Here is a 22,594-nt window from a genome sequence, read left to right as displayed (position 1 = left end):
CGCCTTCGGAGCAGGCGGAGGCCGCGATCAGGGCGGTGAGGGCCAGGGCCCGAAGTGTTCGGTGCACAGCGTACTCATTCATGGCGGTCCGGAGGGTTTCCGGAACGGTCTCGCCATTGGAGGTGTGAATACGCGACCGGCGCCCCTCATCGACCTCTAGCAGCCCACCCCCTTGCCCGCGAGCAAGGGGCACAGGGATCTTCTCAGCCCCTTCTTTTATGGAGTTCTGATGTCTGGCCGATTCGGTGTCTCTGGTGCAATTCGCGCATTTCTGGTCCTCGTCGCCGCGAGTGCTGTCGTACAACCTCTGGTCGCACAGGAAGCAGCCGTGGACCCCGGGCTCTACTCAGGTATGCAGTGGCGGAGCATCGGGCCCTTCAGGGGTGGGCGGTCTGTCGCCTCGACCGGCGTCGTGGGTGACCCGCTCACGTACTACATGGGCACGGTCGGGGGAGGCGTGTGGAAGACCACTGATGCCGGCACCACCTGGGCAAACGTCTCGGATGGCCAACTGGAGACATCGTCGGTGGGCGCGATCTCCGTCTCCGAGTCCGATCCGAACGTCGTGTATGTCGGGATGGGGGAGCACGCGATTCGGGGAGTGATGACCTCCCACGGTGATGGGGTCTATCGGTCGACAGATGCCGGGCGAACGTGGCACCATCTCGGTCTCGACATGACTCGATCGATCTCTCGCATTCGTGTCCACCCGAACGATCCAGACGTGGTCTACGTCGCCGCGCAGGGCGCGCCGTATGGCCCCAACCCGGAAAGAGGGATCTACCGCTCTGAAGACGGCGGTGAGAACTGGGAACTCATTCTCTACGTCGATCAGAATTCCGGGGCGTCAGATCTGGCCATGGACATGACCAATCCGCGCATTCTCTACGCATCCTTCTGGGACCACCGCCGGCTTCCCTGGCAGGTGGTTAGTGGCGGGGAAGGGAGTGGCTTCTACAAATCACTCGACGGCGGAGATACCTGGCAGGAAATCAACTCCGGCTTCCCGGATCTCATGGGCAAGACGTCCATCGATGTCTCGCGCGCAAATCCAGACCGGCTCTTCGCAATGGTCGAAGCCGATCCGGGCGGTGGGCTGTTTCGCTCTGACGATGCCGGAGAATCCTGGTCGCTCATGACGGACAACTGGACGATCCGCGCACGAGCGTGGTACTACATCGAGGTGTTCGCTGACCCGCTCGACGAGGAGACGGTCTACGTCCTGAACGCCCCCATGATGAAGTCGATCGACGGAGGGCGGACCTTCACCAACGTCTCGGTTCCTCACGGCGATACACACGACCTGTGGATCAGCCCCAACGACAACCGTGTGATGGTGGGTGCCAATGACGGTGGCGCGAACGTGTCGTTCAACGGTGGGCGCTCCTGGTCCACTCAGCAGAATCAGCCGACTGCACAGTTCTACCGCGTCAACGTGGACAATCGCTTCCCCTACTACATCTACGGTGGTCAGCAGGACAACAGCTCTGTTGCGATCGCGAGCCGTGGGGCGGGAGGCATCTCGTGGAAGGACTGGTACCAGGTTGGTGGCTGTGAAAGCGCCCGCCCCGCGTTCGACCGCGACGATCCTCGTCTCGTGTACGCCGGATGCTACATGGGGATCATCTCGGAGTTCGACCATCGCACATCAGCGTCGAGGGATATCGCGGCGTATCCGGTGATGCCTGCAGCGCTTCAGGGCCGGGAGATGAAATACCGGTACAACTGGAGCGCGCCCATCTTCGTGTCGCAGCACGATCCGAGCACGATCTACCACGCTTCGAATCACGTCGTCCGCTCGCGCGACCGGGGGATGACATGGGACGAAATCAGCCCTGACCTGACCCGCGATGACGACGAAAAGCAGGGTTACGGTGGTGGGCCGATCACGAACGAGGGAGCTGGCGGTGAGATCTACGGGACCATCTACGCCTTCACCGAGTCGCCGCACGAGGAAGGAACCATCTGGACCGGCAGCGACGACGGCCTCGTGCACGTAACCCGCGACGCGGGTGCTTCCTGGACCGATGTCACTCCGGACGACTGGGGTGAGGTCATGATCAACGAGATCGCGGTTTCCCCTCACGACCCGGCGACGGCGTATGCGGCGGTGAATAACTATAAGTTCAACGACTTCACGCCGACGGCATACGTGACGCGGGACTACGGTGCATCGTGGGATGAGATCTCGGAGGGCTTCGCTGAAGACGCATGGGTCCACGTGGTCCGCGAGGACCCGCGCCGCCCGGGGCTCCTGTACGCCGGCACCGAACTTGGTATGTATGTCTCGTTCGATGGCGGGGACTGGCAGTCGCTACAGCTGAATCTCCCGAACACTCCGATCAACGACCTGATTGTGCACGAGCGCGAGAACGATCTCGTGGTCGCGACCTCAGGCCGCGGTTTCTGGATTCTCGACGACCTGTCACCGCTTCAGCAGACGGCTGACGTAGTGGACGGGGAGAGCCACCTCTTTGCACCTCGCCACACCTATCGACTGGCCGGCGGTGGTGGCTTCGGTGGCGGCGGTGAGGGACAGAATGGCCCGAGCGGCGCGATGATCGACTTCATGCTGGGGGCTGAACCTGCCGAGGGTGAGTCCGTATCGATCGAGATCCTCAGTGCAGTGGGCGATGTCGTGCGGACTCTGAGTACGACGCCGGACGAAGAGCTAAGTCCGGGTGCGAGCCCCCTGAGTGTGTCGGGCCGAGCGAACCGCATCCAGTGGAATCTTCGGCATGAGTCGATTCCGAATATTCCGGGTGCCTACGTGTTCGGATCCCTCGCTGGACGGAGGGTCGTGCCGGGTGACTACCTGGTTCGGATGACGGTCGGCGAGTGGTCGATGACCCAGCCACTCGAGGTCCGGATAGACCCGCGTGTGGAGGCGACGTTGTCTGACTACATCGCACAGGACGCTTTCGTAGCCGAGGTGGCTGCTGAACTCACTGCGATCCACCGTGGTGTGGCCCGCAACAACGATGTGCGCGACCAGATCGAGTCGCTTGTCGAAAAGATTGGGGATGACGAAGCGGGGACCGAGGTCGTCGCCGCCGGTGGTGAGCTGGCAGGTGAAATGGAGACCGTCGCGGACTCGCTCTACCAGCGCCGCACGGTCGACGGACAGACCGTCATCAACTTCCCGACGCGTCTCAAATTCCAGTATGTGTTCCTACACGGGAACGCGGATGGTGCCGAAGCTGGAGTGAGCATGGGCTCACGCGATGTTTTGGGTGATCTGCGTGCGCGCTGGACGGTGCATCAGGGCACGAATGAGGAGTTGATGGGCCCACGCCTCGACGACTTCAACGAAATGGTGCGTCAGGCTGGGTTCTCGGTGATCATTGCGCCGCCGAGACCGAGGAGGCCGATCTCGTAGATCTCACTCGGTCCGCCTGGTGAATCGCTAGCTCCCGAGGAAAGCGCCTACGCGCTCGAACCCTTCCTCGATGCGGGCGAGGTCGTTCACCAGTGGGCCGAACGAGATTCGGATGCCGTTGTCGAGTGCCGGCCCGAAGCCGCTTCCGGGTACGAAAATGACCCCAGTGCTGGCCAGGACTTCGCGGACGAACTCGTCACCGTTTCGCCCCACGTCGGCGACCGTATACAGGCCACCGTGCGCGTCGAGGCACGGCATCTTCATGTGGCGCCGCACACATTCGACCGTGTGCACGGCTGCCGCGCGGTAGAGATCCCGACTTTCGTCCATGTAGGTCGCGAGGGAGCCGTCAGGGAGCGCCTTCTCTAGATAGGCGGCCAGCGCGTACTGGTGTACCGAGTCCGGACACAGCGCGGTACTCTGCTGCACCACTTCAAGGGCGTTCACCACCTCAGGCGCCGCCTCGATCCACCCGAGCCGGCGACCGAGTCCACGACACCACTTCGAGTTCGAGTGGAGCCGAATCAGGTTCGGGAACTCCGCAGGGCTCGCGGAGAAATACTTTGGCTCGGGTTGCTGGAAGCACTGCGCCCGATACGCGAAATCGACCGCGACGAAGCAACTCGCGGCTGCCGCACGGTTCACGATCTCGAAGAAGACGTCGTCTCCGATGAGCTGGCTCGTCGGGTTGTCAGGAGACGAGAAGAGGACCAGCCGCGGCGCGTGCTCTGCCAGAACGTGCGAGAAATTCTCCACGACCTGTTCGGGATCAGGCATGAACGCCCAGTCGTCTGAATCGAAGACCGGCAGCCAGATAATTTCGACGCCGTCCGGCCCGAGATTCAGCTGAGGACCGTAGTTCGCATACGACGGGTCGAACAGAACGACTCGGTCGCCTGGATCAAGAAGTGTGGAAAACAGTGTATGTGTGAGCTGAGTCGAGCTTGAGCCAACAATGAGGTGCTCGTCGGCAAGGCCCTCCGTCCCGTAGAACGCCTGATCGACCGCGAGAATCATGTCGCGGAAGCGCGGAAGGCCGCGGGTCGGGGAGTAGGCACCCAGCTCGTGGAAGAGCTGTGGGTCATTTGCTACATGGGCGTATTCGGCTCTTAGGCCGTCGGGCGCCTCATGGTTGACCCATCCCCCGGCAAAGGAGATCACGTCGTCGGGGTCGAGTCCCATCGCGATGATATTTCGACGATCGGCAAGCTTCATGATCTCGCGGATCGGCGACTTCTTGAGCTGGCCCTCGCGGAGGCGTCGGGCTACGGGCGGTGTGGTCATCGCGCCAACGTCGACAGTGCGCGGTTCGTCGTCAACTCCGAAGGATTGGGTCCCGGGCGGCCGGGATTCAGAGTGTTGGATCGGTTCGTTCTTCGAGACCATGAACGGCGATGCTCTTCGCTCGACCGGGAGCTCCCGCGGGACGACCATATTGTCGTTGCCACTCGTGCGGGCTACATCACCACCGTCGACACGCTCATGATCACCGCCGGGGCACCTCGCCGTGCGGAATCACGTGCTGATCCAAGGGGCCTGATGCTATGATGAGCCGAATGCAGTGGAACCGATTTTGCCTGCTGACGTGCGTCTGCGCCGCGTCATGTCTGTTCGCGGCAGACGCCGCCGCTCAGCGCCGAGTAGCGCCCGACTCCCTGCGCATGATCCAGGAGGTCTCCCCGCTCTTCGGACCGCCGGGCACCGAAGTCACCGTTTTCACTGAGAACCTCCCTCTGCAGGCGAAGGTCCACCTGGGAGTCGGGGCGACTCGGACCGGCTTCGAAGCACTTCACGAGGCCAAGCAGGGGATGTGGGGTGAGGTGTCGGGGACGATCACGATCCCGGAGACTGCGCCTTCGAACCGGGCGGTTCTGCTTGTTGCGTTCGACGCGATCTTTGCGCCCATCGGTCTGTCTGAACCGTTCCACGTCACGAGCGCGGATGGCCTTCTGCAACGAACCGGTCAGATGACCGATGAGGGAGTGGAGTGTCCCGCGATGCGAGACACCGACGGGTTCCTTTACACTTTGATCGGTGAGGTGGGTGAACTCGAAGCGGGTGAAGCGGTCGTCGTCGAGGCGCGATATGTCGAGACCAGCATGTGCATGCAGGGGACGACACTTGAAGTGGTTCGGGTGCTCCCGCCACCGTCGAACGGCGGTATTCCGGGGTCGTGACAAAGAAGCTCCCCACGCTCAACCGTCACAGCGCTCGGATTACCCAGGAGCCAGCACAGGCGGGTGCGCGCGCCATGCTGCACGCGACCGGCCTCTCGTCCGACGACCTCAATAAGGCTCAGGTCGGAATCGCGTCGATGTGGTGGGAGGGGAATCCGTGCAACATGCACCTGCTCGACCTCGCGGGCGCGATTGCTAAGGGCGTGCGAGAGGCTGCACTCGTCCCGATGCGCTTCAACACCATCGGCGTGAGTGACGGTATCTCGATGGGGACAGACGGGATGAGCTATTCACTGCCGTCCCGAGATCTCATCGCCGATTCCATTGAGACTGTGGCGGCCGCTCAATGGTACGATGCCGTCGTGACCGTCCCTGGCTGTGACAAGAATATGCCGGGTTCACTCATGGCGATGGCGCGTCTGAATCGGCCGGGTCTCATGGTCTACGGTGGGACGATCGCGCCGGGTCGACTCGACGGAGAGCCCCTCGATATCGTCAGCGCGTTCGAGAGCTACGGGGAGCTTCTTACGGGCTCGATCGACGAGGCTCGCTTCGAGGATGTCGTCCAGAATGCTTGTCCCGGGGCCGGAGCATGTGGAGGCATGTACACTGCGAACACGATGGCGGCTGCGGCCGAGGCTCTGGGCATGACGCTTCCATTCAGTTCCTCGACCCCGGCTGCAACAGGTCGCAAACAAGAGGAGTGTCGGGCGGTGGGCGCCGCGGTTCATGATCTGCTTTCGACGAACCTCCGTCCCCGCGACATCATGACGCGCGCGGCTTTCGAGAACGCGATGGTGCTAGTGACCGTGTTGGGCGGGTCGACGAACGCGGTCCTTCATCTCCTGGCCATTGCCCACGCCGCGGGCGTGCCACTCACTATCGATGACTTTCAGTCGGTGAGTGACCGAACTCCCTATCTGGCAGACCTGAAGCCCAGTGGCCGGTATCTTATGGAAGACCTCCACCGCGTTGGCGGTGTGCCCGCAGTCCTCAAGCTGCTGCTGGCCGAAGGATTCATCGACGGCACCTGCATGACGGTGACGGGCAAGACGGTCTCCGAGAATCTGGAGGACGTGGCAGATCTCACGGCCGGACAAGACGTGGTCCACGATCCGGCGGACCCGATCAAATCCACGGGGCATCTGCGTATCCTGCGTGGCTCGCTTGCGCCCGAGGGTGCTGTCGCCAAGATCACGGGCAAGGAGGGGCTCCACTTTTCGGGCCCAGCCCGGGTTTTCGATCAAGAAGAGGCGGCACTTCGCGCTCTCGAAGAAGGGCTGGTCTCTTCCGGAGATGTCGTTGTGATTCGATATGAGGGCCCCAAGGGCGGACCGGGCATGCCGGAGATGCTCACGATCACTTCGGCGATCATAGGTGCAGGGCTCGGGTCTGATGTGGCCCTAGTCACGGACGGACGTTTCTCGGGAGGGAGTCACGGCTTCGTGATCGGCCACGTGACGCCGGAGGCTCAGTTGGGCGGGCCTCTCGCCTTCGTCGAGGACGGTGACATCGTCGTCATCGACGCGGAGGCGAACACGATTGAATGGCGTGTGGGTGAGGCCGAAAGGAGCCGTCGGGCTCAGGATTGGGCCGCCCCGCAGCTTGGCGCCGAACAAGGCGTGCTGTTGAAGTACATCCGTTCAGTCTCGTCCGCGTCTCTCGGCTGTGTGACTGACCTGTGAAGGTGGTCGTCGTGGGGGCCGGTGGACTGGGCAGCTATATCGGCGCGGTGCTTGATCAGGCAGGTCACGAGGTCACCCTGGTGGCGCGAGGAGATCACCGGACCGCCATAGAGGCCAACGGGCTACTTGTTCGGAGCCACGCGGGCGACTTCACGGCCCGGCCCGGCTGCGTTGCATCCGGTGTCGAGATCGAGTCGGCCGACCTGACCTTCGTCGTGACCAAGACGTACTCGCTCGATGAGGTCGCACCGCAGTTGTGCCACCTGGCCGAGAGAGGTTCGGCTGTCGTTTCGCTTCTTAATGGAGTGACCGCCCGCGAGCGCTTGATCGCACATGGCGTTGCATCAGAACAGATCATAGACGGGGTCGCGTACATGACGTCGTTCCGAGTCGAGCCAGGGGTGGTCGAACGGAAGGCGTCTCATCAGCGGATCGTCGTCCCTACGCCTTCCTCCGAGAGCGAGGGAACACCGTCGGAGCGTGTCCAGGACGCCTTCACCGATACGCTGGTCGGCGTGGAGACTGCGGAAGACATCCGGGTCGAGCTTTGGGAGAAAATGTCCGTCGTCTGTGTGCTCTCGATCCTCTGTGCGATGGGTGAGCGGAACATGGGCTCTGTCCGGGCGCACCCTTACCGACGGTCGCTTCAACAGCAGGCCATCGGCGAAGTCCTGGCGACGGGCCGCGCGCAGGGTGTGCCCATCCCAGAAGGCGCTGAAGCTCGCATCGATGAGCGGCTCGACCAATTCCCCGACGACTTCTTTCCCAGTGTCATCCATGATCTGAATGGACGTCGGCGCACGGAGATGAGCGACCTCGGGGGATGTGTGGTTCGTCTCGGGCGAGAGGGTGGCGTCCGTGCCCCTCTTCATGAGGCCGGTACGCTCATCGTGCATTTGGCTGAGGCCGTGTACCGCTCGGGGTGATTGGTTTCTGACCGTCGTCCTGTGCGTAGACACCTTCGATCTTGACGCCCGCTCTGAGCGGATCATTCTGACCACGAAGGAAGATATCTTCACGCAGTTCGATGCGAGCGTGGCTGAGGCCCGCAGCATCATCGAGAGTACTTCTGGTGCTACGGTGGAGAGAGTTGGCAGATGGAGAGGTAGCACTGGGAATGCCGAAGGGCGCGGTAATGAGGATTTTCTTCTTCCGCCACAACATCCATCATCGGGCTCAGTTCGGTGTCTGCCTCCGCGGCACCGGCCTTCCTAGCGTGCTCGCGGAATCGGCGGCGTCGACTCCGGTGGTCTTCGGTGCATCGTCGCCTGCTCGTAGGCGTAGGCGATCTCGATCATCGTGCCTTCGTCGAAGGGCCGGCCTAGAAGCTGAAGTCCAGACGGCAGAGTCCCTCCGACGTACCCCATCGGCACGCTGAACGCTGGGAAGCCTGTGGGTGGCGAGAGGGTGCCACTGTTTGCGCCGTAGGTCGTGTTGAGGTCGCCAATGAGGCGTGCCGGGTAGTTGTACGTCGGGTACACCAGAACGTCTAGACTTACCGCGTCCATCGCAGCCAGCACGGCGTCCTGCAGATTCGCTGTTGCTTCGAGATAGGCAGCCCAGTCCTCGTGCTCCTCGGGCGTCCCCTCCAGTTCTTCTTCGGCAGCCCTCCTCAAGCCGGCTGCCACCCACGGGTGATAATCCCCCGAATCCAGAATCTCCTGCATCGTTCCGCGGGCCAGTTCAGGCCGGGTCGCGAGGTATTGATTCAGGTCGTACTCCCAGCGGGGGATGTTCGGAATCGCTCGGCGGAGCGAGTCGAGTCCAGGAATATCGACGTCCCCGACGATGGTCGCCCCGCTCGCCGCCATATCGACGAGCGCTTGCTCCAGAAGCCCCAGTACCTCGGGGTGGACCCTGCTCGGCTCCCGCTCTTCCTCCTCTCCTTTTGCGTCCTCATCTTCTTCGTCCTCTTCGTCCTCGACCGGGCTCGGCTGCGGGCCGTCCTCCTCCGCGTCGGCGACCTCGAAGAAGCGCCTCAGGACCCCGATACGCTTGCCCGTGAGTCCGTCGACACGAAGGAATTGCTGGTAGCCATCGGGCAGCAAACCATTCCCTCGGGCAGTCACGGAGTCGGCCTCGTCGTATCCGGCGATGATCTCCAGCACGCGCACCGCGTCCTCCACTGTCCGAGCCATTGGGCCGCCTACATCCCTCGCAGAATTGAGAGGTGCGATCCCGTCCCGGCTTGAGAGTCCCATCGTCGTGCGGAGTCCTACGAGCGACTGATGAGAAGCGGGCCCGCGAATCGAGCTTCCAGTGTCGCTGCCCAGCCCAACGGTCCCGAGGTTCGCAGCCACTGCTGCAGCGGTCCCCCCACTCGATCCGGCGGTGACTCTCCGCGTGTCGTAGGGATTGCGGGAAAAGCCTGGCAGCACGGAACTCACGGAAAAGGCTCCACTCGTCGCGAACTCGGCCATGTTGGCCTTCGCCAGCACGATCGCTCCGGCCTCACGGAGTCGCGCGACATGAAACGCATCGTCGGGGGGAATGGCTCCCTTGAGCGCGAGCACCCCATTTGTTGTCGGCAGATCGTACGTGTCGTAGTTGTCTTTTACGACAATCGGGATCCCATGCATCGGGCCGACCAGGCCGCTCGCCGCAAACGTGCGATCGAGTTCGCGCGCACGCTCAACGGCCAGGTCGCTCACAGTAATCAGCGAATTGATCGACGGGCCGTTTTTATCGTAGGCGGCGATACGATCGAGGTAGTGCTGGACCAGTGTCTCCGCCGTGATCTGTCCATTGGCCATCCCATCGTGAAGCTCAGCGATCGTGGCTTCCTCGATGACAAAAGCGGGTCCGCACCCCGCTAGGACGGCCGTCGCCACAAACAGGCTTGCGAGGGGCGTCCCCATCCGACTGAATTCGGAATACAGTGAGCGCATGGCGTGTCCTTGAGTTCCTAGAAGATGTTCGCCTCGACTGCGACGTCCTGCCCGAATCGTGTGTGGCGAAAGTGGTCCACATTCACGGTGGAGGTGCGTCCATCACAGATCAATTCGGCGACTGCGATCCCGGTGGCCGGAGCGTGCATGATCCCGTGACCGGAGAAGCCGCAGGCGTCGATCCAGCGGGGGGCATCAGGGTGTGGACCGATAATTGGACTGTTGTCCGGGCTGACACCGTAGTAACCCCACCAGCTTCTTTTCACGTCGATACCCATCTCTTCCCACCAGGGGAAGCGGCCAACCCCGGTTAGGAGCACGTGCTCGAGCCAGGCCTCATCCACTCCTTCCGTGAATCCGAACGGCTGCTCGAGGTTGTCGAGGCCGAAGAGCACGCGGTTACCTTCACCGCGGACGTAGACCCCGGTGGCTAAGTCGATCGTCAACGGATAAGTCCGGTCGTCGGATATGGGGGCGCTCAGGAAGATCTGAATTCGTTTCGGACCTACCGGCACGTCGATGCCCGCCATCCGGCCCAAGTCGCCCGACCACGCGCCGGCCGCATTCACGATGTGGCCACAGCTCCATGAGCCGGCCGTCGTTTCGATATCCCATCCCGTGCCAGAGCGTCGGATTCCGGTAACCGCGGTGTTCATTTGATAGTCTACACCGCCCTCCTTTCCCATCGCGACCCAGGCCAGACAAGCCATGTGAGGGTCGATGACCCCGTCCCAGGGCCCGTAAGTGGCGCCCGCGAGTCCTTCCTGCTCGAACGGGACGAATCGCTGTGCCTCGAGCGGATCCAGAACCTCGACCGGTGCTCCGAGCTCCTTCTGCAGAGCTACCGATTCCAAGTGTCGCTCCCAGCGCTCCTCAGGCACCAGCAAGAGGTAGCCGATGTCCTGGTATCCGATATCGTGACCGTACCGTTCCGCGAACTCCCGATAGATGGGCAAGGAATACAGGGAGAGCCGAATATTGGCTGCTGTGGTGAACTGGACGCGGACGCCTGCCGCACTTTTGCCCGTCGAACCCATTGCCGGTGCGGCCTCTTTTTCGAGGACCGTGACCGAGAGCCCTCGCTGTGCGAGGTGCCAGCCGCAGGAAGCACCGTTGATGCCGGAGCCGATCACGACGACGTCCGAGGCGTGTCCGGTCATGTGGGTCGGACTCTCGTGTGGGGATGCAGAAGAGCGAGGACTCTCGTTCCCGCCAGCGTTTCTCGCAACACGAGGCATCGTTTCGACGCATGATTTTCAACGCTGATCTGTTGTCAAGTTTCCAGTCTCTTCGCCCATGCCAATGCCCACCATGCTCCCGATCGACGACGCGAGCGGTGAGAGTCCTGACGACGCTGTCGGTGATTCCGGTCGCGGACACGAAAGTGTGTGTCGGACTCGGACGGCAGGGCGGCCGACAAGCCCCGAAACCGTGTGAACGAAAGGAGCCCCCCAGACCTCAGGTCTGCCGGGCTTCAGCTCCTGTTGGGATCGGGATGGCTCACCATCCGTACCCGACCCTTCGGTTCCCACGCGCCTGGACTAGGAAGACGTCGTCAACGAAGCCATCGCGGTCAAAATCCACGAACTTCGCGACGTCGGCGCGATCCATTGTGACGACCAGCACGCGACCCTGACCGCGCTGCTCGACCCAGTGCCCGCGAAGCGAGCCGCGGAGACCAGCCCGACGACCGGAGTCGTGCACCATGTCGACCGTCCGACGGCCCAGCACGTTTCTCAGGTCACGCTGATTCAGGACGGTCCGGTTGGCACGAACGGCGAAGGGCTGCCTGGCCCCCCAGTCGGCGCGCACCCACACGTGGGCAGGTGCTTAGGACCGCCTGTGCCGGTTGTTGCTGTAGACGACTCGCCTAAGGCCGTCCCAAGGACGGCCACCACTGTAGACGACGGTCCGAGGTGCGATTCGGCCCCGGGCATGTACGGGCTTGAGCTGTTCCACTCGACCGTCGCGGTCGTCCCTGCCGGTTTGATTGTCTCGGTCTCGGTTGCGCTGCGCCTCCACGTCCGACGCGAAGAACGAAGCACCGATCAGAAGCGTAATGAGTTCGTGTTTCATGGTACGTCCCCTTTCCTGAACGGACTCCCTGGTCCGTTTTTCTGGTGGTGAGCGGCGGGACCCTCCCGCCTGATGCCCGCTGGTGCGTGCACCGGCCATCCGCCTGCTCTGGGGAAGTGCAGTGGTCGTGCCAAGCTGTGAAATGTAGTACAAGAGGTTGCAGTACAACGAGTTGTGCTGAATGTGACACATTCCCATGTGTCCCTCGGGGATCACACTTTCGTGCGTAATCGAGGCCTGAAGCTTAACCCGCGACGGCGAGCGCCTCTTCGATTTCACGCTGCAGGACCGGCTTTGGAATTGCTCCGACCATCTCAAAGAGCGGCTCGCCATCTTTGAAAAAGATGATCGTGGGGATCGACCTGATTCCGTACATCTCAGCCGTCTTCGGCGCCTGGTCCGTGTCGACCTTCACCACACGGACGGAACGGTCGGCGTATTCCGTCGCCACTTCGTCGAGGATTGGCTCCATCATCCGACAGGGACCACACCACACCGCCCAGAAGTCTACGACTACGAGTCCGGAGTCTGGTCCCACCAGTTGCTCGAAGTCGTCGTCGTATGCGTGCAGCACCGGCGCGGCAGGTCCCTGAGATCGCTTCTTGAAGAACATCTCGCTCATCCTGTGTTGAGGGTCGGCCAACCCTTTCCTCGTGGTGTGCATCCATTACCATATCGCGGCCAACCACGCCTGTAATCACTCGGAATTCCACAAGGATCCCGGACAACCGAAATGAGCGAAACCAAGAGCCTCGACATCGAGGTCATTCAACAGAAGATCGAGCAGGAGTCAGCGTTCGTCGATCGCCTTCTGGCGGAGGTCGGCCGAGTCATCGTTGGACAGCAGACCATGGTGCAACGGCTGCTCATCGGCATGCTCGCCGACGGACACGTTCTTATGGAGGGCGTGCCTGGACTCGCGAAGACGCTAACCGTGAAGACGCTCGCGGAAGCGATCGACACGAAATTCCGACGTCTCCAGTTCACGCCTGACCTCCTCCCCGCAGACCTCATCGGGACTCTGATCTACGATCCGAAAGATCAAGAGTTCAAGACGAAGAAGGGGCCCATCTTCGCCAACATCATTCTGGCCGATGAGATCAACCGGTCCCCGGCGAAGGTGCAGGCGGCGTTGCTGGAAGCGATGCAGGAGCGACAGGTGACCATCGGTGAGCACAGTTATCCGCTCGACGATCCGTTCCTGGTTCTCGCCACGCAGAATCCGATCGAGCAGGAAGGTACCTATCCTCTCCCCGAGGCTCAGATCGACCGCTTCATGCTCAAACTCTCGGTCGAGTATCCGACCGGTGATGAAGAGCTTCAGATCATGCGCCGCATGTCCGCCGGTGGGTCTTACAAGGTCAAGCCGGTCGTTAAGCCGGACGAAATTCTTCGCGCTCGTGCTGCGACGGAGATGATCTATATGGATTCTCAGGTCGAGCGTTACATCGTCGATCTAATCCTGGCCACACGCGACCCTGCGGCGTACGGCCTCAAAGACCTGACCGAGCTGATCTCGTACGGGGCTTCCCCCAGAGCGACGATCTGTCTGGCGAAGACTGCACGCGCCCACGCTTTCCTGCAGCGCCGGGGCTTCGTCACACCGGATGATGTGCGCGCAATGGGAATGGATGTTCTCCGGCACCGCGTTCTCGTTACGTACGAGGCCGAGGCCGAAGAGGTCACACCCGAGGACATCGTGCGACGCATCCTCGATCAGGTTGAAGTGCCCTGACGGGCTGCTGCGCAATGACTGACCGCTCCATGAGGGGGAACGAATGATCCCCCGGGAGATCCTCAAGCAGGTGCGTCGGATCGAGATTTCGACCCGCGGCTTGGTAAATGAGGTGTTCTCCGGCGAGTACCACTCGGTCTTCAAGGGCCGCGGAATGAATTTCGCCGAGGTCCGGGAGTACCAGTACGGCGACGACATTCGCAGCATCGACTGGAATGTCACCGCGCGTGCGGGCGCCCCATTCGTGAAGATTTTCGAAGAGGAGCGCGAGCTCACGGTCATGCTTGTGGTGGATGTGAGCGCGTCCGGTGAGTTCGGCAGCAGAGGTCGGTGGAAGGGAGAGGTCGCGGTCGAGATCTGTGCGTTGCTTGCCTTCAGCGCGATCAAGAACAACGACAAGGTTGGGCTCATCATTGTTTCCGACCGTATCGAGAAATTCGTGCCTCCCCGAAAAGGGAGGAAGCACGTGCTCCGTGTACTGCGCGAGCTTCTCTTTCACGAACCCGAGGGGCGCGGCACAGACCTCACGGTGGCACTCGAATACCTCAACCATGTGCAGCGGAAGAAGGCCGTGACCTTCCTGGTCTCGGATTTTCAGGACGAAGGCTTCGACAGGGCGCTGGCTGTTGCCGGTCGCCGGCATGACCTGATCGCCGTGAGACTCGGTGACCGCCGCGAGCGCACCCTCCCTCCGCTTGGCTATCTCGAGTTGGAGGACCTGGAGACCGGAGACCGGGTCGTCGTGAACACATCGGACGAGACCTTCCGGTCCAACTTTGAGCGACAGGTGACTGAAAGGGCGGCGGGGCTCGACCGGGCACTGAGGAAGAGCAAGGTGGACGTCATCGACATCGAGACGGGAGAGCCCTACGTGAAGCCGCTCATGCGCTTCTTTCAGGATCGGGCGAGGCGTCAGTAGCCATGCGCGGAACCATTCTCTCGATAAGCCGGAGCGTCGGCCTCGTTCTGATCGCTACGGCCGCGCTGGCAGGGCCCCTGACCGGCCAGTCTCGGATCAACACCCAGTTGGACACGACGCTGGTGACCGTAGGTGATCGCCTCACCCTGACGGTCTCGGTGGAGCACGTGAACGATGCCACCGTGTCGTGGCCTGATTCGATCGACCTTTCGCCGTTCGAAGTGATCGGAGCGACAGCTCACCCGAGGCAACAGGCAGGGGACCGTTCGATCTCAGCGGCGAGCTTCGTGCTCACGATTTTCGAGCTCGGTGAAGTCGAAGTGCCTTCGTTCTCGCTGGATGTACTTTCGCCTGACGGCGGCCGTGAGACCCTCGGGACAGATCGATACGGCGTCGAGGTCGTATCCGTCGGCGCGGACGAGTCGGGCGATATCCGGGAGATCCGGGGACCGTTCATGATTCCCCTGAGCGCCATCACGATCGCGCTCGGGCTACTTGTGCTGATCCTGCTCGTCCTGGCGCTGGCGCTGGGCTACCGGAAGTGGCGCGCATCGAGGTCGACGGAAGAAGCCGCCGCCGGGCCGCCGCCGCGCCCAGCCCATGAGCTCGCGCTTGAAGCTCTTGCCGATCTTGAAGCATCGCCGATGCTGGCTCATGGCCAGTTCAAGGAATACCACATCGAGGTCTCCATGATTCTGCGCCGATTCATCGAGGCTCGGTATCAAGTGATGGCTCTCGAGATGACGACGTGGGAGATTATCGACGGCCTTGGAGGAGTCCGAGTGGGTGCTGAGTTCTGTGGTGATCTGCGCCGACTCTTGGACCAGTGCGACCTCGTGAAGTTTGCAAAGGTATGCCCCACGGACGCTGCTTCGGAGCAGGTGGTCACTAGGGGGAGGGAGCTTGTCGAGGCATCCGTCTTATGGATTCCCGAAGATCTCGCTGCCGTGGCGGATCGGGTGGCTGAGCCAGTGGCCGAGGCCGTGGGCGAACCCGAGGCTGTGCCCGAAGCAGAGCCAGAGATCACCAGTTGATGTTCCGATTCGAGGACCCACTCGTACTTGGCCTTCTGGTGGCGCTTCCTGTTCTGTTCTGGGTGCGGGCACGCCGCCGCCGGCCAGCAATCCGCTACTCGGCCGTGTCGGACATCCAGGCGGCAGGGGTGAGCAAGGCCCGCGTTATGGCGATTCTGCCGCCGACGTTGCGAGGCTTGGCGCTGGCAGCATTCATCGTGGCGCTCGCTCGACCTCAGACCGGAATCACTACGGAGAATGTGCTCACCGAAGGCATCGATATCGTCATGGTGCTCGACGTCTCGAGCTCGATGCTCGCGGAGGATCTGGAACCGAACCGCCTGGAAGCAGCCAAGGCAGTCGGTATCGACTTCGTTGCCGGTCGGAGGAACGACCGCATCGGCCTCGTGGCATTTGCTGGCCAGGCCTTTACACAGGCGCCACTCACCTTTGACTACGCTGTCGTGCAGTCTCTGTTCGACGAACTCGATGTCGGTATGATCGAGGATGGCACCGCGGTTGGCATGGGACTCGCGACCGCCGTAAAGCGGCTGCAAGCGTCTCCCGCAGAGTCCAAGGTCGTCGTGCTCCTGACGGACGGCAGAAGCAATCGGGGTGAGATCGGACCAGTAACTGCCGCACAGATGGCTCAGGCGCTGGGCATTCGCGTGTATACGATCGGTGCAGGCTCGCAGGGCACGGCCCGGGTGCCGGTGCCCGATCCGCTTGGGGGCACACGCTACGCGAACATGCGTGTGGACATCGATGAGGCGACGCTGCAGGAAATGGCCGAACTGACCGGTGGGCGCTACTTCCGGGCGACGGACAACGAAAGCCTCGCCTCTATCTATACCGAGATCGACGAGCTTGAGCGCACCGAGATCGAAGTCGAGAATTTCACTCAGTTCGGAGAGGAGTTCCCACTGCCGCTCGGGCTGGGTTTTCTCCTGCTCGTCGCCGAGTTCGGTCTCGCGCAGACCGTGCTGAGGAGGCTCCCCTGATGTTCCGTTTCAACGATATCGACTGGCTGTGGGCTCTTCTCGTGGCCCCCGCGCTCGCGAGCCTCTTCCTCAGTGCAGCCCGAGGGAGGGCGCGGGCGCTCGAACAGTTCGCTGATGCAGAGCTGGTTGAGCGCCTGACCGCGTCCGTCCATCACTCGGCACGTCGCTGGAAGGCAGTATCCGGCTTGCTGGCGGTCACGCTGCTTGTTGTTGCTCTGGCTCGTCCCCAGTTCGGGACCCGACTGGAGACGGTCACGGCTCGAGGGCAGGATATCGTCATCGCGGTTGACCTCTCACAGTCGATGCTCGCGGAGGATGTCATACCGAACCGGCTCGATCGTGCACGACTGTTCGTCTTGCAGCTCATGGAACGGTTGAACGGGGACCGTATTGGTCTTGTCGCCTTTGCTGCCGACGCCTTCGTCCAGAGTCCGTTGACTGTGGATTATCGTGCAGCCGCGATGTTTTTGAGTGCCATGCACCCGGATCTCATGCCGGTGCAGGGCACGGACCTCGGCGAGGCATTGCGGGTGTCGGCTGACGCCATGGAAGATGGGGCCCGAGAGGCTCGCGTCCTCATTGTCATCACAGATGCCGAGGACCACGAGGGCCAGTATGGACCTGAGCTGGAGCGGCTCCGTGACCTCGGTGTCACGGCACATGTGGTGCTCATCGGAACCGCGGAGGGTGCTCCGATTCCCGTGTTTGATGACGCGGGAACACAGCAGGGGTTTCTGCGGGATGAAGACGGCAGTGTCGTCACGACACGGATTGACGCCAGTGTAGTCGACAGCTTTCGACAGGCTGGTGGTTTCAACGTCGTCCAGGCTGGCGCAAGTGGGACCGCGATTGACGACCTGATCGAGGAGATCGCCCGCGGCGAAGGTGAAGAGATCGAGGCTCGGCAGGTGACACGGTTCGAGGAGCAGTATCAAATTTTCCTCGGACTCGCGCTGCTCCTACTTGTCGCATCGATGTTGATTTCTGACCGTCGCGCGACCGGACACGAATGGGTTGGGAGGTTCGAATGAGCAAGATCGGAATACGGTGGGGCGGGGTGCTGGCTCTCGTCCTCGCTGGACTGTCAGTGCCGACTGCGGGAGCGGCCCAAGCCGGTCGGGTCCGTGTTGAAGAGGGCAATCGTCTTTACCAGGACGGCCGCTTCGCCGAAGCGCATCAGAAGTACCTCGAGGCGATGGCAGAGGCACCGGGCTCACCCGTGATCCCGTTCAACGATGGAAACGCGCTCTACCAGGACGCCGACTACCAGCGAGCTATGGAGGCGTACCAGCATGCGATTGAAACCGGTGACCCTGCGCTCGCGAGTGCGGCCTGGTACAACCTGGGGAATGCACTGTATCGTCAGCAGCAACTTGAACCGGCCCTCGAAGCGTACAAGGAGTCACTGCGACTGAATCCCGCCGACGGTGATGCCAAGCACAACTTCGAGCGTGTTCTCGAGGAGATGCAGGAACAGGAAGATCAGCAACAGAACGACGAGCAGGATGATCAAGAGCAGGACGACGAGGGGCAGGACCAGAATCAGGAACCCCAGCCAGGCGATCGGCCGCCCGAGGACCAAGAGCAGGACGACGAGCAGGATCAGGATGAGTCGGTGGACGACTCCGGGGACGATCCTCAGGACCAACCACAGGATCCTCAGGATGGGGATGAGCCTCCGCCTGAGGGGCAAGGGCAACCGCAACCGCAGGAAGGAGAGATGACTCCAGAGGAGGCCGAACGCCTTCTCGACGCAGTTGAGGAGGACCCGGAGGACGTGAACCGGAAGCCCGCGTCCGCTCGTGGACGCAAGCCACGGAAGCCCTGGTAACATGAGCTTTCGCCTTCTCTCTTCGGTGGTCATCGCCCTGATGACCTTCCTCCCTGTCGCGGCCGTGGGGCAGACCGTCGCGGTGCGTGCGTACGTGACACCGGAGGGGGAGATCGGACTTGGGCGGCAGTTCTCGCTGAACGTCGAGGTCACGGGGACGCAGGACGTGAGACGTGACCCTCCGTTGCCCGATCTCTCGTCTTTTGCCCAATACCTTGGGAGCAGCACCCAATCCTCGGTGAACATGGTCGGGGGTCGAACTCAGGTCTTCCTTACGGTTCTCTATCGTTTTCAGGCCTCGACCGAGGGAGGCTTCGAGATTCCGTCGTTTGATGTGGCAGCGGGCGGACAGATCTATTCCACCGCCCCGATCGAGGTAACGGTGTCGGCCACACCCGTCGGCCCGGATCCAGCGACCGGCCTCGGTCCAGACGATCTGTTCATTACGGCTGAGTCGTCGAGCACCTCTGTGTTGGAGGGAGAGCCTTTCGTCGTCGAGTATCGAATCTGGACTCGGGTCGACGTCACTAATTTTGGGATGTCGAACGTCCCTGAGCCGCAGGGTTTCTGGGTCGAAGACGCTACTCCGCAGGGGCAGGCTGCGGTTGAACAGTTGATTCGAAACGGCGTGCAGTACGCCACCGCGGTCGTCAGGCGGGTCGCGCTGGTGCCCACTCGCGCAGGGTCGCTCACGATCGAGCCGATCGAGGTTGAGGCGCAGGTACAGGTACGGAACCCCCGTGACTCGTTTCGAGAGGTCTTCGGACGAAACTCGGCCTTCGGGACGACTTCTGTGGCGACCACGGTGGTTTCCAATTCACTCACCATCGATGTCCGCCCCCTTCCCGGTGGCAGACCTGACCCGTTCTCCGGAGTAGTGGGTCGCCTGAGTGCGGTTGCGTCGGTGGATCGAGACTCCGTCGATGCCAATGATGCCGTAACGCTGACGGTTCGAGTGAACGGTGAAGGGAACTTCAGGGGACTCACGGTCCCCATACTCGATCTCCCGTCGGACTTCGAGGTGTTTCCTCCGGAAGTGTCAGAGACCATCACCCCCACCGACGACGGCCTCACCGGCAGCAAGACGTTCGAGTGGGTTCTGATCCCGCGGGCCCCGGGAAGGCGTGAACTGCCGACTTTGGCGTTCGGCTATTTCGATGAGGCAGCCGGAGCCTATCGGTCGGCTGCGACCGACCCTGTCCCGATCATCGTGGCCGGTACCGTCGTCGAAGGACCTGCCGCCTTGAGCAGAGGTGGTGTCTCGGAGTTGCGACAGGATATCCGCTTCATTCGCCTGGGGAGGCTCGACCTGCAGCCGACCGGTCGGTCGCTCTTTCTGTCCGCTGGCTTCTGGATCTTCGGCCTGCTCCCGCTCGCGGGCATGGCCGGAGCCGCCGCCCTACGGCGCCATCAGGAGCTTCTCGCAGGCGACGTGGCCTATGCTCGCGGGCGGCTTGCGGGGCGTGTGGCCAACAAGCGCCTCGCAGAGGCCCGGCGACTCGCCATAGGCGATGACAGCCGGGCGTTCTATGCAGAGGTCGCGAGCGCTATGAGAGGTTTCGTGGCTGACCGTCTGAACCTTGCCGAAGCTGGTCTCCAGACGATGGATGTCGATGGGGCACTCGCAGGGGCAGGTATCTCGGACGACACTCGAGACGAACTACGGAGTTGCCTCGACGACTGCGACCGGCAGCGTTTTGCTCCGCCGACGAGCAGTGCGGGCGAGAAGGAGCGATTCGTGGAACGGGCTAGAGCCCTGATGACCACGCTCGACAGGGGATTCCGATGACCGATTTCATGCCGGTCCGGTGGGTGCACGGCCTCTTGCTTAGCTCGGTCGTCCTGTCGATGGCTGCCGGGTCTGCCGCGGGTCAGGAAGAGATCGTTGCACGGGGTAACCAAGCCTACGAGGCGGGGGAGTACGGTACAGCGCTTGAGGCCTATGAGGCTGTGAATGCGGCGGGCTTTACCAGCGCGGGGCTCCAGTTCAACCTTGGGAACGCCTACTTCAAGACGGGCGACCTCGCCCGGTCGATCTTGCACTGGGAACGTGCACTGTCTCTCTCTCCGGGTGACGCAGACACCCGCGCCAATCTGGAACTCGCGAGGTCGTTGACCGTCGATGCCGTCGAGCCGCTGCCGACCTTCTGGGCCTTCTCCGCGGCGGATTGGTGGGTGCGACTGCTGCCTCGCCCAATTCTGATCGCGTCCGTCGCGAGTGGCTGGCTCACGCTTGCCGCGGGCTTCATGCTCGGCATGCTCGCGAGGACAGACGCTGTTGCCGGCTTCGCCCGGTGGTCCTCACGGGCCGGAGTGATCGTCGTCGCCGTCATGGGTTTGAACCTCGTCGTGCGTGAACTCGGCATCGGGACTCCGGACCGAGCGATTGTAATGGCCGCGGTGGTCGCGGTCCGCTCGGCCCCTGCCGAGGACGACGACCTGACGTTGTTTGAAGTGCACGAGGGCACACGCCTCCGTATCGACCAGAGAACCGGGTCATGGGCCGAGGTAGTGCTCGACGATGGCAAGGTCGGCTGGATGCCGCTCGACGCGATGGAAGGCATCTGAGTGCCCACGAGGTTGGAACGGAATCATGATCTGCGCCGTGGTGCTCTTCGCGCACTCGTGGCTACCGACGATTCGAACTCAGGCGCTAGACTGGCTCAGGTCTTAGTCGGGAACTTCAATATTTCGGCCTCCCGCCGGGTTCCCCTAGATTGAAAAGAGCACGGAGGCACTGAACGGTGCCGCCACTCCGCTCACGGGCGGACCCTCCCAAACACGCATGCCGATGGCCAGGACCGTTCGCACTTTTTGTGCGCCCTTTGCGGTAGCTCTTCTCGCAGCATGTTCGTCCGGAACAGGATCCGGGCCGACGCCAGCCCCCGCGCAGCCGGGGCCCGAGTTAGAGGAGGCCGCCGAGCCGACCACCGCGGACGGAATCTTCACGATGGCTCAGGCCGATCGTGGGGAGGACCTCTTCCGAACCACCTGCTCGGAGTGCCACGACGCGGTGGACTGGACCGACACCGGATTCCAGGGCCGTTGGGAGGCGCAGTCGGTTTTCCAGCTCTGGTACTACATCAACGACCGTATGCCCTACGACGATCCGTGGAGTCTGTCACGGCAGCAGGTAACAGATGTCCTGACCTACATCCTGCGGCTGAATGATCTGCCTGCTGGAGATGACGAACTCGCGACCGACGATGACTCGATCGACGACTACTGGATCGCCTGGACGGCGAAGTAGCTAGCGGACGATCACGTTGTCGATGTATCGGACGCCGACATCGTTGTCACCCGAATGTCGATTCCGACGTTCATGAGGCGCAGGCCTCGTTCTCCGACTCCACGTCTATTCCGGGCTCGGCTCAGCTCGGACTATGGTGATCCGGGTGGGACCTTCGAAGTCGATGTGCTCCCCCGTGATCGGCAGGTCGTGCTCTCGATCGTGCTCGAGGATCAGAATCCTCGCGAAGGCGTCGCGTTTCCACTTTTGAATCACGCGATCGAGCTTCCGTGAGCCATACGGAGGGTCTACCCAGGCGATGTCGTAGCTGTCGGGGCCAAGCCGTTCGATCCACGGGACAACGTCCTTCTTGAACACGCGCGCCTTTTTTCCGATACGCATCGCCGCAACGTTCGCCTTCAGCGAATGGAGAGCCGGTCCGCCATTTTCCACGAAGTCGGCGGACCGAGCTCCTCTCGATATCGCCTCGAGCCCGACACCACCTGCCCCTGCGAACAGGTCCAAGAACCGGGCCTTGGTCAGATCTGCGCCCATCGCTTCAAGCCCCCGATCCCGCACGCTCTCCGCCGTCGGGCGAACGTTTCTGCTAGGCGACACCAGCGATCGTCCGGCCAACTTTCCTTTCAAAATTCGCATGACT

At 62.3% G+C, this 22,594-nt stretch carries 20 protein-coding genes; 13 read left to right on the top strand and 7 right to left on the bottom strand.

The genetic code is table 11. The annotated features are described in order from the left end of the window. Positions 1-229 precede the first annotated feature (229 nt). The gene (locus OSA81_00310) at positions 230-3,379 is read left to right on the top strand and encodes a hypothetical protein (GenBank protein ID MDE0897433.1); all 3,150 of its coding nucleotides are present in this window, start codon (positions 230-232) and stop codon (positions 3,377-3,379) included. Positions 3,380-3,406: 27 nt separating this feature from the next. Here OSA81_00310 and OSA81_00305 read toward each other — a convergent pair whose 3' ends face one another. Continuing rightward, entirely contained in the window at positions 3,407-4,663 is a 1,257-nt protein-coding gene (locus tag OSA81_00305) for a pyridoxal phosphate-dependent aminotransferase (GenBank protein ID MDE0897432.1), read from the bottom strand. Positions 4,664-5,040: 377 nt separating this feature from the next. Between OSA81_00305 and OSA81_00300 the strand changes: the two genes are divergently transcribed. Genes OSA81_00300 through OSA81_00290 form a run of 3 tightly spaced genes read left to right on the top strand, consistent with a single transcriptional unit; the run spans position 5,041 to position 8,167 of the window. After that, on the top strand, positions 5,041-5,556 hold the full coding sequence (locus tag OSA81_00300) for a hypothetical protein (GenBank protein ID MDE0897431.1): 516 nt from the start codon (positions 5,041-5,043) through the stop codon (positions 5,554-5,556). Then, positions 5,553-7,241 carry a dihydroxy-acid dehydratase gene (ilvD, locus tag OSA81_00295; protein MDE0897430.1) on the top strand — a complete coding sequence of 563 codons (1,689 nt, stop codon included), beginning with the start codon at positions 5,553-5,555 and terminating at the stop codon, positions 7,239-7,241. Before OSA81_00300 ends, ilvD begins: the two co-directional genes overlap by 4 nt. Further along, positions 7,238-8,167, top strand: a complete 930-nt coding sequence (locus OSA81_00290; protein MDE0897429.1) for a ketopantoate reductase family protein — start codon at positions 7,238-7,240, stop codon at positions 8,165-8,167. Before ilvD ends, OSA81_00290 begins: the two co-directional genes overlap by 4 nt. A 285-nt stretch (positions 8,168-8,452) precedes the next feature. On the opposite strand, the gene OSA81_00285 is transcribed toward OSA81_00290, so the two are convergent. The 5 genes from OSA81_00285 to trxA all read right to left on the bottom strand — a co-directional run bounded on the left by OSA81_00285 (position 8,453) and on the right by trxA (position 12,827). Then, positions 8,453-10,129, bottom strand: a complete 1,677-nt coding sequence (locus OSA81_00285; protein MDE0897428.1) for an amidase family protein — start codon at positions 10,127-10,129, stop codon at positions 8,453-8,455. 17 nt (positions 10,130-10,146) lie between these two features. Further along, entirely contained in the window at positions 10,147-11,289 is a 1,143-nt protein-coding gene (locus tag OSA81_00280; protein ID MDE0897427.1) for an FAD-dependent oxidoreductase, read from the bottom strand. Positions 11,290-11,629: 340 nt separating this feature from the next. Then, positions 11,630-11,941 carry a hypothetical protein gene (locus OSA81_00275; protein ID MDE0897426.1) on the bottom strand — a complete coding sequence of 104 codons (312 nt, stop codon included), beginning with the start codon at positions 11,939-11,941 and terminating at the stop codon, positions 11,630-11,632. A gap of 18 nt (positions 11,942-11,959) precedes the next feature. Beyond that, positions 11,960-12,205 (bottom strand): hypothetical protein, encoded by a 246-nt coding sequence (locus tag OSA81_00270; GenBank protein MDE0897425.1) that lies wholly within the window; start codon positions 12,203-12,205, stop codon positions 11,960-11,962. 244 nt (positions 12,206-12,449) lie between these two features. Next, a complete protein-coding gene (gene trxA, locus OSA81_00265) occupies positions 12,450-12,827 on the bottom strand; it encodes a thioredoxin (GenBank protein ID MDE0897424.1) in 378 nt (125 codons plus the stop codon). Between the two features lie 111 nt (positions 12,828-12,938). On the opposite strand from trxA, the gene OSA81_00260 reads away from it, so the two are divergent. The 9 genes from OSA81_00260 (at position 12,939) to OSA81_00220 (ending at position 21,954) form a co-directional block, all read left to right on the top strand. Next, positions 12,939-13,940: a MoxR family ATPase gene (locus OSA81_00260; GenBank protein ID MDE0897423.1), complete on the top strand. Its 1,002-nt coding sequence runs from the start codon at positions 12,939-12,941 to the stop codon at positions 13,938-13,940. 43 nt (positions 13,941-13,983) lie between these two features. Continuing rightward, the gene (locus OSA81_00255; GenBank protein MDE0897422.1) at positions 13,984-14,859 is read left to right on the top strand and encodes a DUF58 domain-containing protein; all 876 of its coding nucleotides are present in this window, start codon (positions 13,984-13,986) and stop codon (positions 14,857-14,859) included. A 2-nt stretch (positions 14,860-14,861) separates the two neighbouring features. Then, a complete protein-coding gene (locus OSA81_00250) occupies positions 14,862-15,893 on the top strand; it encodes a hypothetical protein (protein ID MDE0897421.1) in 1,032 nt (343 codons plus the stop codon). Further along, on the top strand, positions 15,893-16,873 hold the full coding sequence (locus OSA81_00245) for a VWA domain-containing protein (protein MDE0897420.1): 981 nt from the start codon (positions 15,893-15,895) through the stop codon (positions 16,871-16,873). The genes OSA81_00250 and OSA81_00245 overlap by 1 nt, the downstream gene beginning before the upstream one ends. Continuing rightward, positions 16,873-17,904 (top strand): VWA domain-containing protein, encoded by a 1,032-nt coding sequence (locus tag OSA81_00240; GenBank protein MDE0897419.1) that lies wholly within the window; start codon positions 16,873-16,875, stop codon positions 17,902-17,904. Before OSA81_00245 ends, OSA81_00240 begins: the two co-directional genes overlap by 1 nt. Then, entirely contained in the window at positions 17,901-18,704 is an 804-nt protein-coding gene (locus tag OSA81_00235; GenBank protein ID MDE0897418.1) for a tetratricopeptide repeat protein, read from the top strand. The genes OSA81_00240 and OSA81_00235 overlap by 4 nt, the downstream gene beginning before the upstream one ends. Before the next feature lies 1 nt (position 18,705). Continuing rightward, positions 18,706-20,493 (top strand): BatD family protein, encoded by a 1,788-nt coding sequence (locus OSA81_00230; GenBank protein ID MDE0897417.1) that lies wholly within the window; start codon positions 18,706-18,708, stop codon positions 20,491-20,493. Beyond that, entirely contained in the window at positions 20,490-21,272 is a 783-nt protein-coding gene (locus OSA81_00225; GenBank protein MDE0897416.1) for a tetratricopeptide repeat protein, read from the top strand. Before OSA81_00230 ends, OSA81_00225 begins: the two co-directional genes overlap by 4 nt. 217 nt (positions 21,273-21,489) lie before the next feature. After that, positions 21,490-21,954, top strand: a complete 465-nt coding sequence (locus OSA81_00220; protein ID MDE0897415.1) for a c-type cytochrome — start codon at positions 21,490-21,492, stop codon at positions 21,952-21,954. 105 nt (positions 21,955-22,059) lie between these two features. Here OSA81_00220 and OSA81_00215 read toward each other — a convergent pair whose 3' ends face one another. Continuing rightward, positions 22,060-22,590 carry an RsmD family RNA methyltransferase gene (locus OSA81_00215; protein MDE0897414.1) on the bottom strand — a complete coding sequence of 177 codons (531 nt, stop codon included), beginning with the start codon at positions 22,588-22,590 and terminating at the stop codon, positions 22,060-22,062. Positions 22,591-22,594 lie beyond the last annotated feature (4 nt).

It is taken from the genome of Longimicrobiales bacterium (assembly GCA_028823235.1).
GTDB lineage: Bacteria > Gemmatimonadota > Gemmatimonadetes > Longimicrobiales > Gaopeijiaceae > UBA2589.
This window is presented reverse-complemented; position numbering and strand designations above follow the sequence as displayed.

Coding starts and splice junctions, on each gene's coding strand:
- OSA81_00310 (MDE0897433.1), top strand. CDS start 230: ATGTCTGGCCGATTCGGTGTCTCTGGTGCAATTCGCGCATTTCTGGTC.
- OSA81_00305 (MDE0897432.1), bottom strand. CDS start 4,663: ATGACCACACCGCCCGTAGCCCGACGCCTCCGCGAGGGCCAGCTCAAG.
- OSA81_00300 (MDE0897431.1), top strand. CDS start 5,041: ATGATCCAGGAGGTCTCCCCGCTCTTCGGACCGCCGGGCACCGAAGTC.
- OSA81_00285 (MDE0897428.1), bottom strand. CDS start 10,129: ATGCGCTCACTGTATTCCGAATTCAGTCGGATGGGGACGCCCCTCGCA.
- OSA81_00280 (MDE0897427.1), bottom strand. CDS start 11,289: ATGACCGGACACGCCTCGGACGTCGTCGTGATCGGCTCCGGCATCAAC.
- OSA81_00270 (MDE0897425.1), bottom strand. CDS start 12,205: ATGAAACACGAACTCATTACGCTTCTGATCGGTGCTTCGTTCTTCGCG.
- trxA (MDE0897424.1), bottom strand. CDS start 12,827: ATGAGCGAGATGTTCTTCAAGAAGCGATCTCAGGGACCTGCCGCGCCG.
- OSA81_00260 (MDE0897423.1), top strand. CDS start 12,939: ATGAGCGAAACCAAGAGCCTCGACATCGAGGTCATTCAACAGAAGATC.
- OSA81_00255 (MDE0897422.1), top strand. CDS start 13,984: ATGATCCCCCGGGAGATCCTCAAGCAGGTGCGTCGGATCGAGATTTCG.
- OSA81_00250 (MDE0897421.1), top strand. CDS start 14,862: ATGCGCGGAACCATTCTCTCGATAAGCCGGAGCGTCGGCCTCGTTCTG.
- OSA81_00245 (MDE0897420.1), top strand. CDS start 15,893: ATGTTCCGATTCGAGGACCCACTCGTACTTGGCCTTCTGGTGGCGCTT.
- OSA81_00240 (MDE0897419.1), top strand. CDS start 16,873: ATGTTCCGTTTCAACGATATCGACTGGCTGTGGGCTCTTCTCGTGGCC.
- OSA81_00235 (MDE0897418.1), top strand. CDS start 17,901: ATGAGCAAGATCGGAATACGGTGGGGCGGGGTGCTGGCTCTCGTCCTC.
- OSA81_00230 (MDE0897417.1), top strand. CDS start 18,706: ATGAGCTTTCGCCTTCTCTCTTCGGTGGTCATCGCCCTGATGACCTTC.
- OSA81_00225 (MDE0897416.1), top strand. CDS start 20,490: ATGACCGATTTCATGCCGGTCCGGTGGGTGCACGGCCTCTTGCTTAGC.
- OSA81_00220 (MDE0897415.1), top strand. CDS start 21,490: ATGCCGATGGCCAGGACCGTTCGCACTTTTTGTGCGCCCTTTGCGGTA.
- OSA81_00215 (MDE0897414.1), bottom strand. CDS start 22,590: ATGCGAATTTTGAAAGGAAAGTTGGCCGGACGATCGCTGGTGTCGCCT.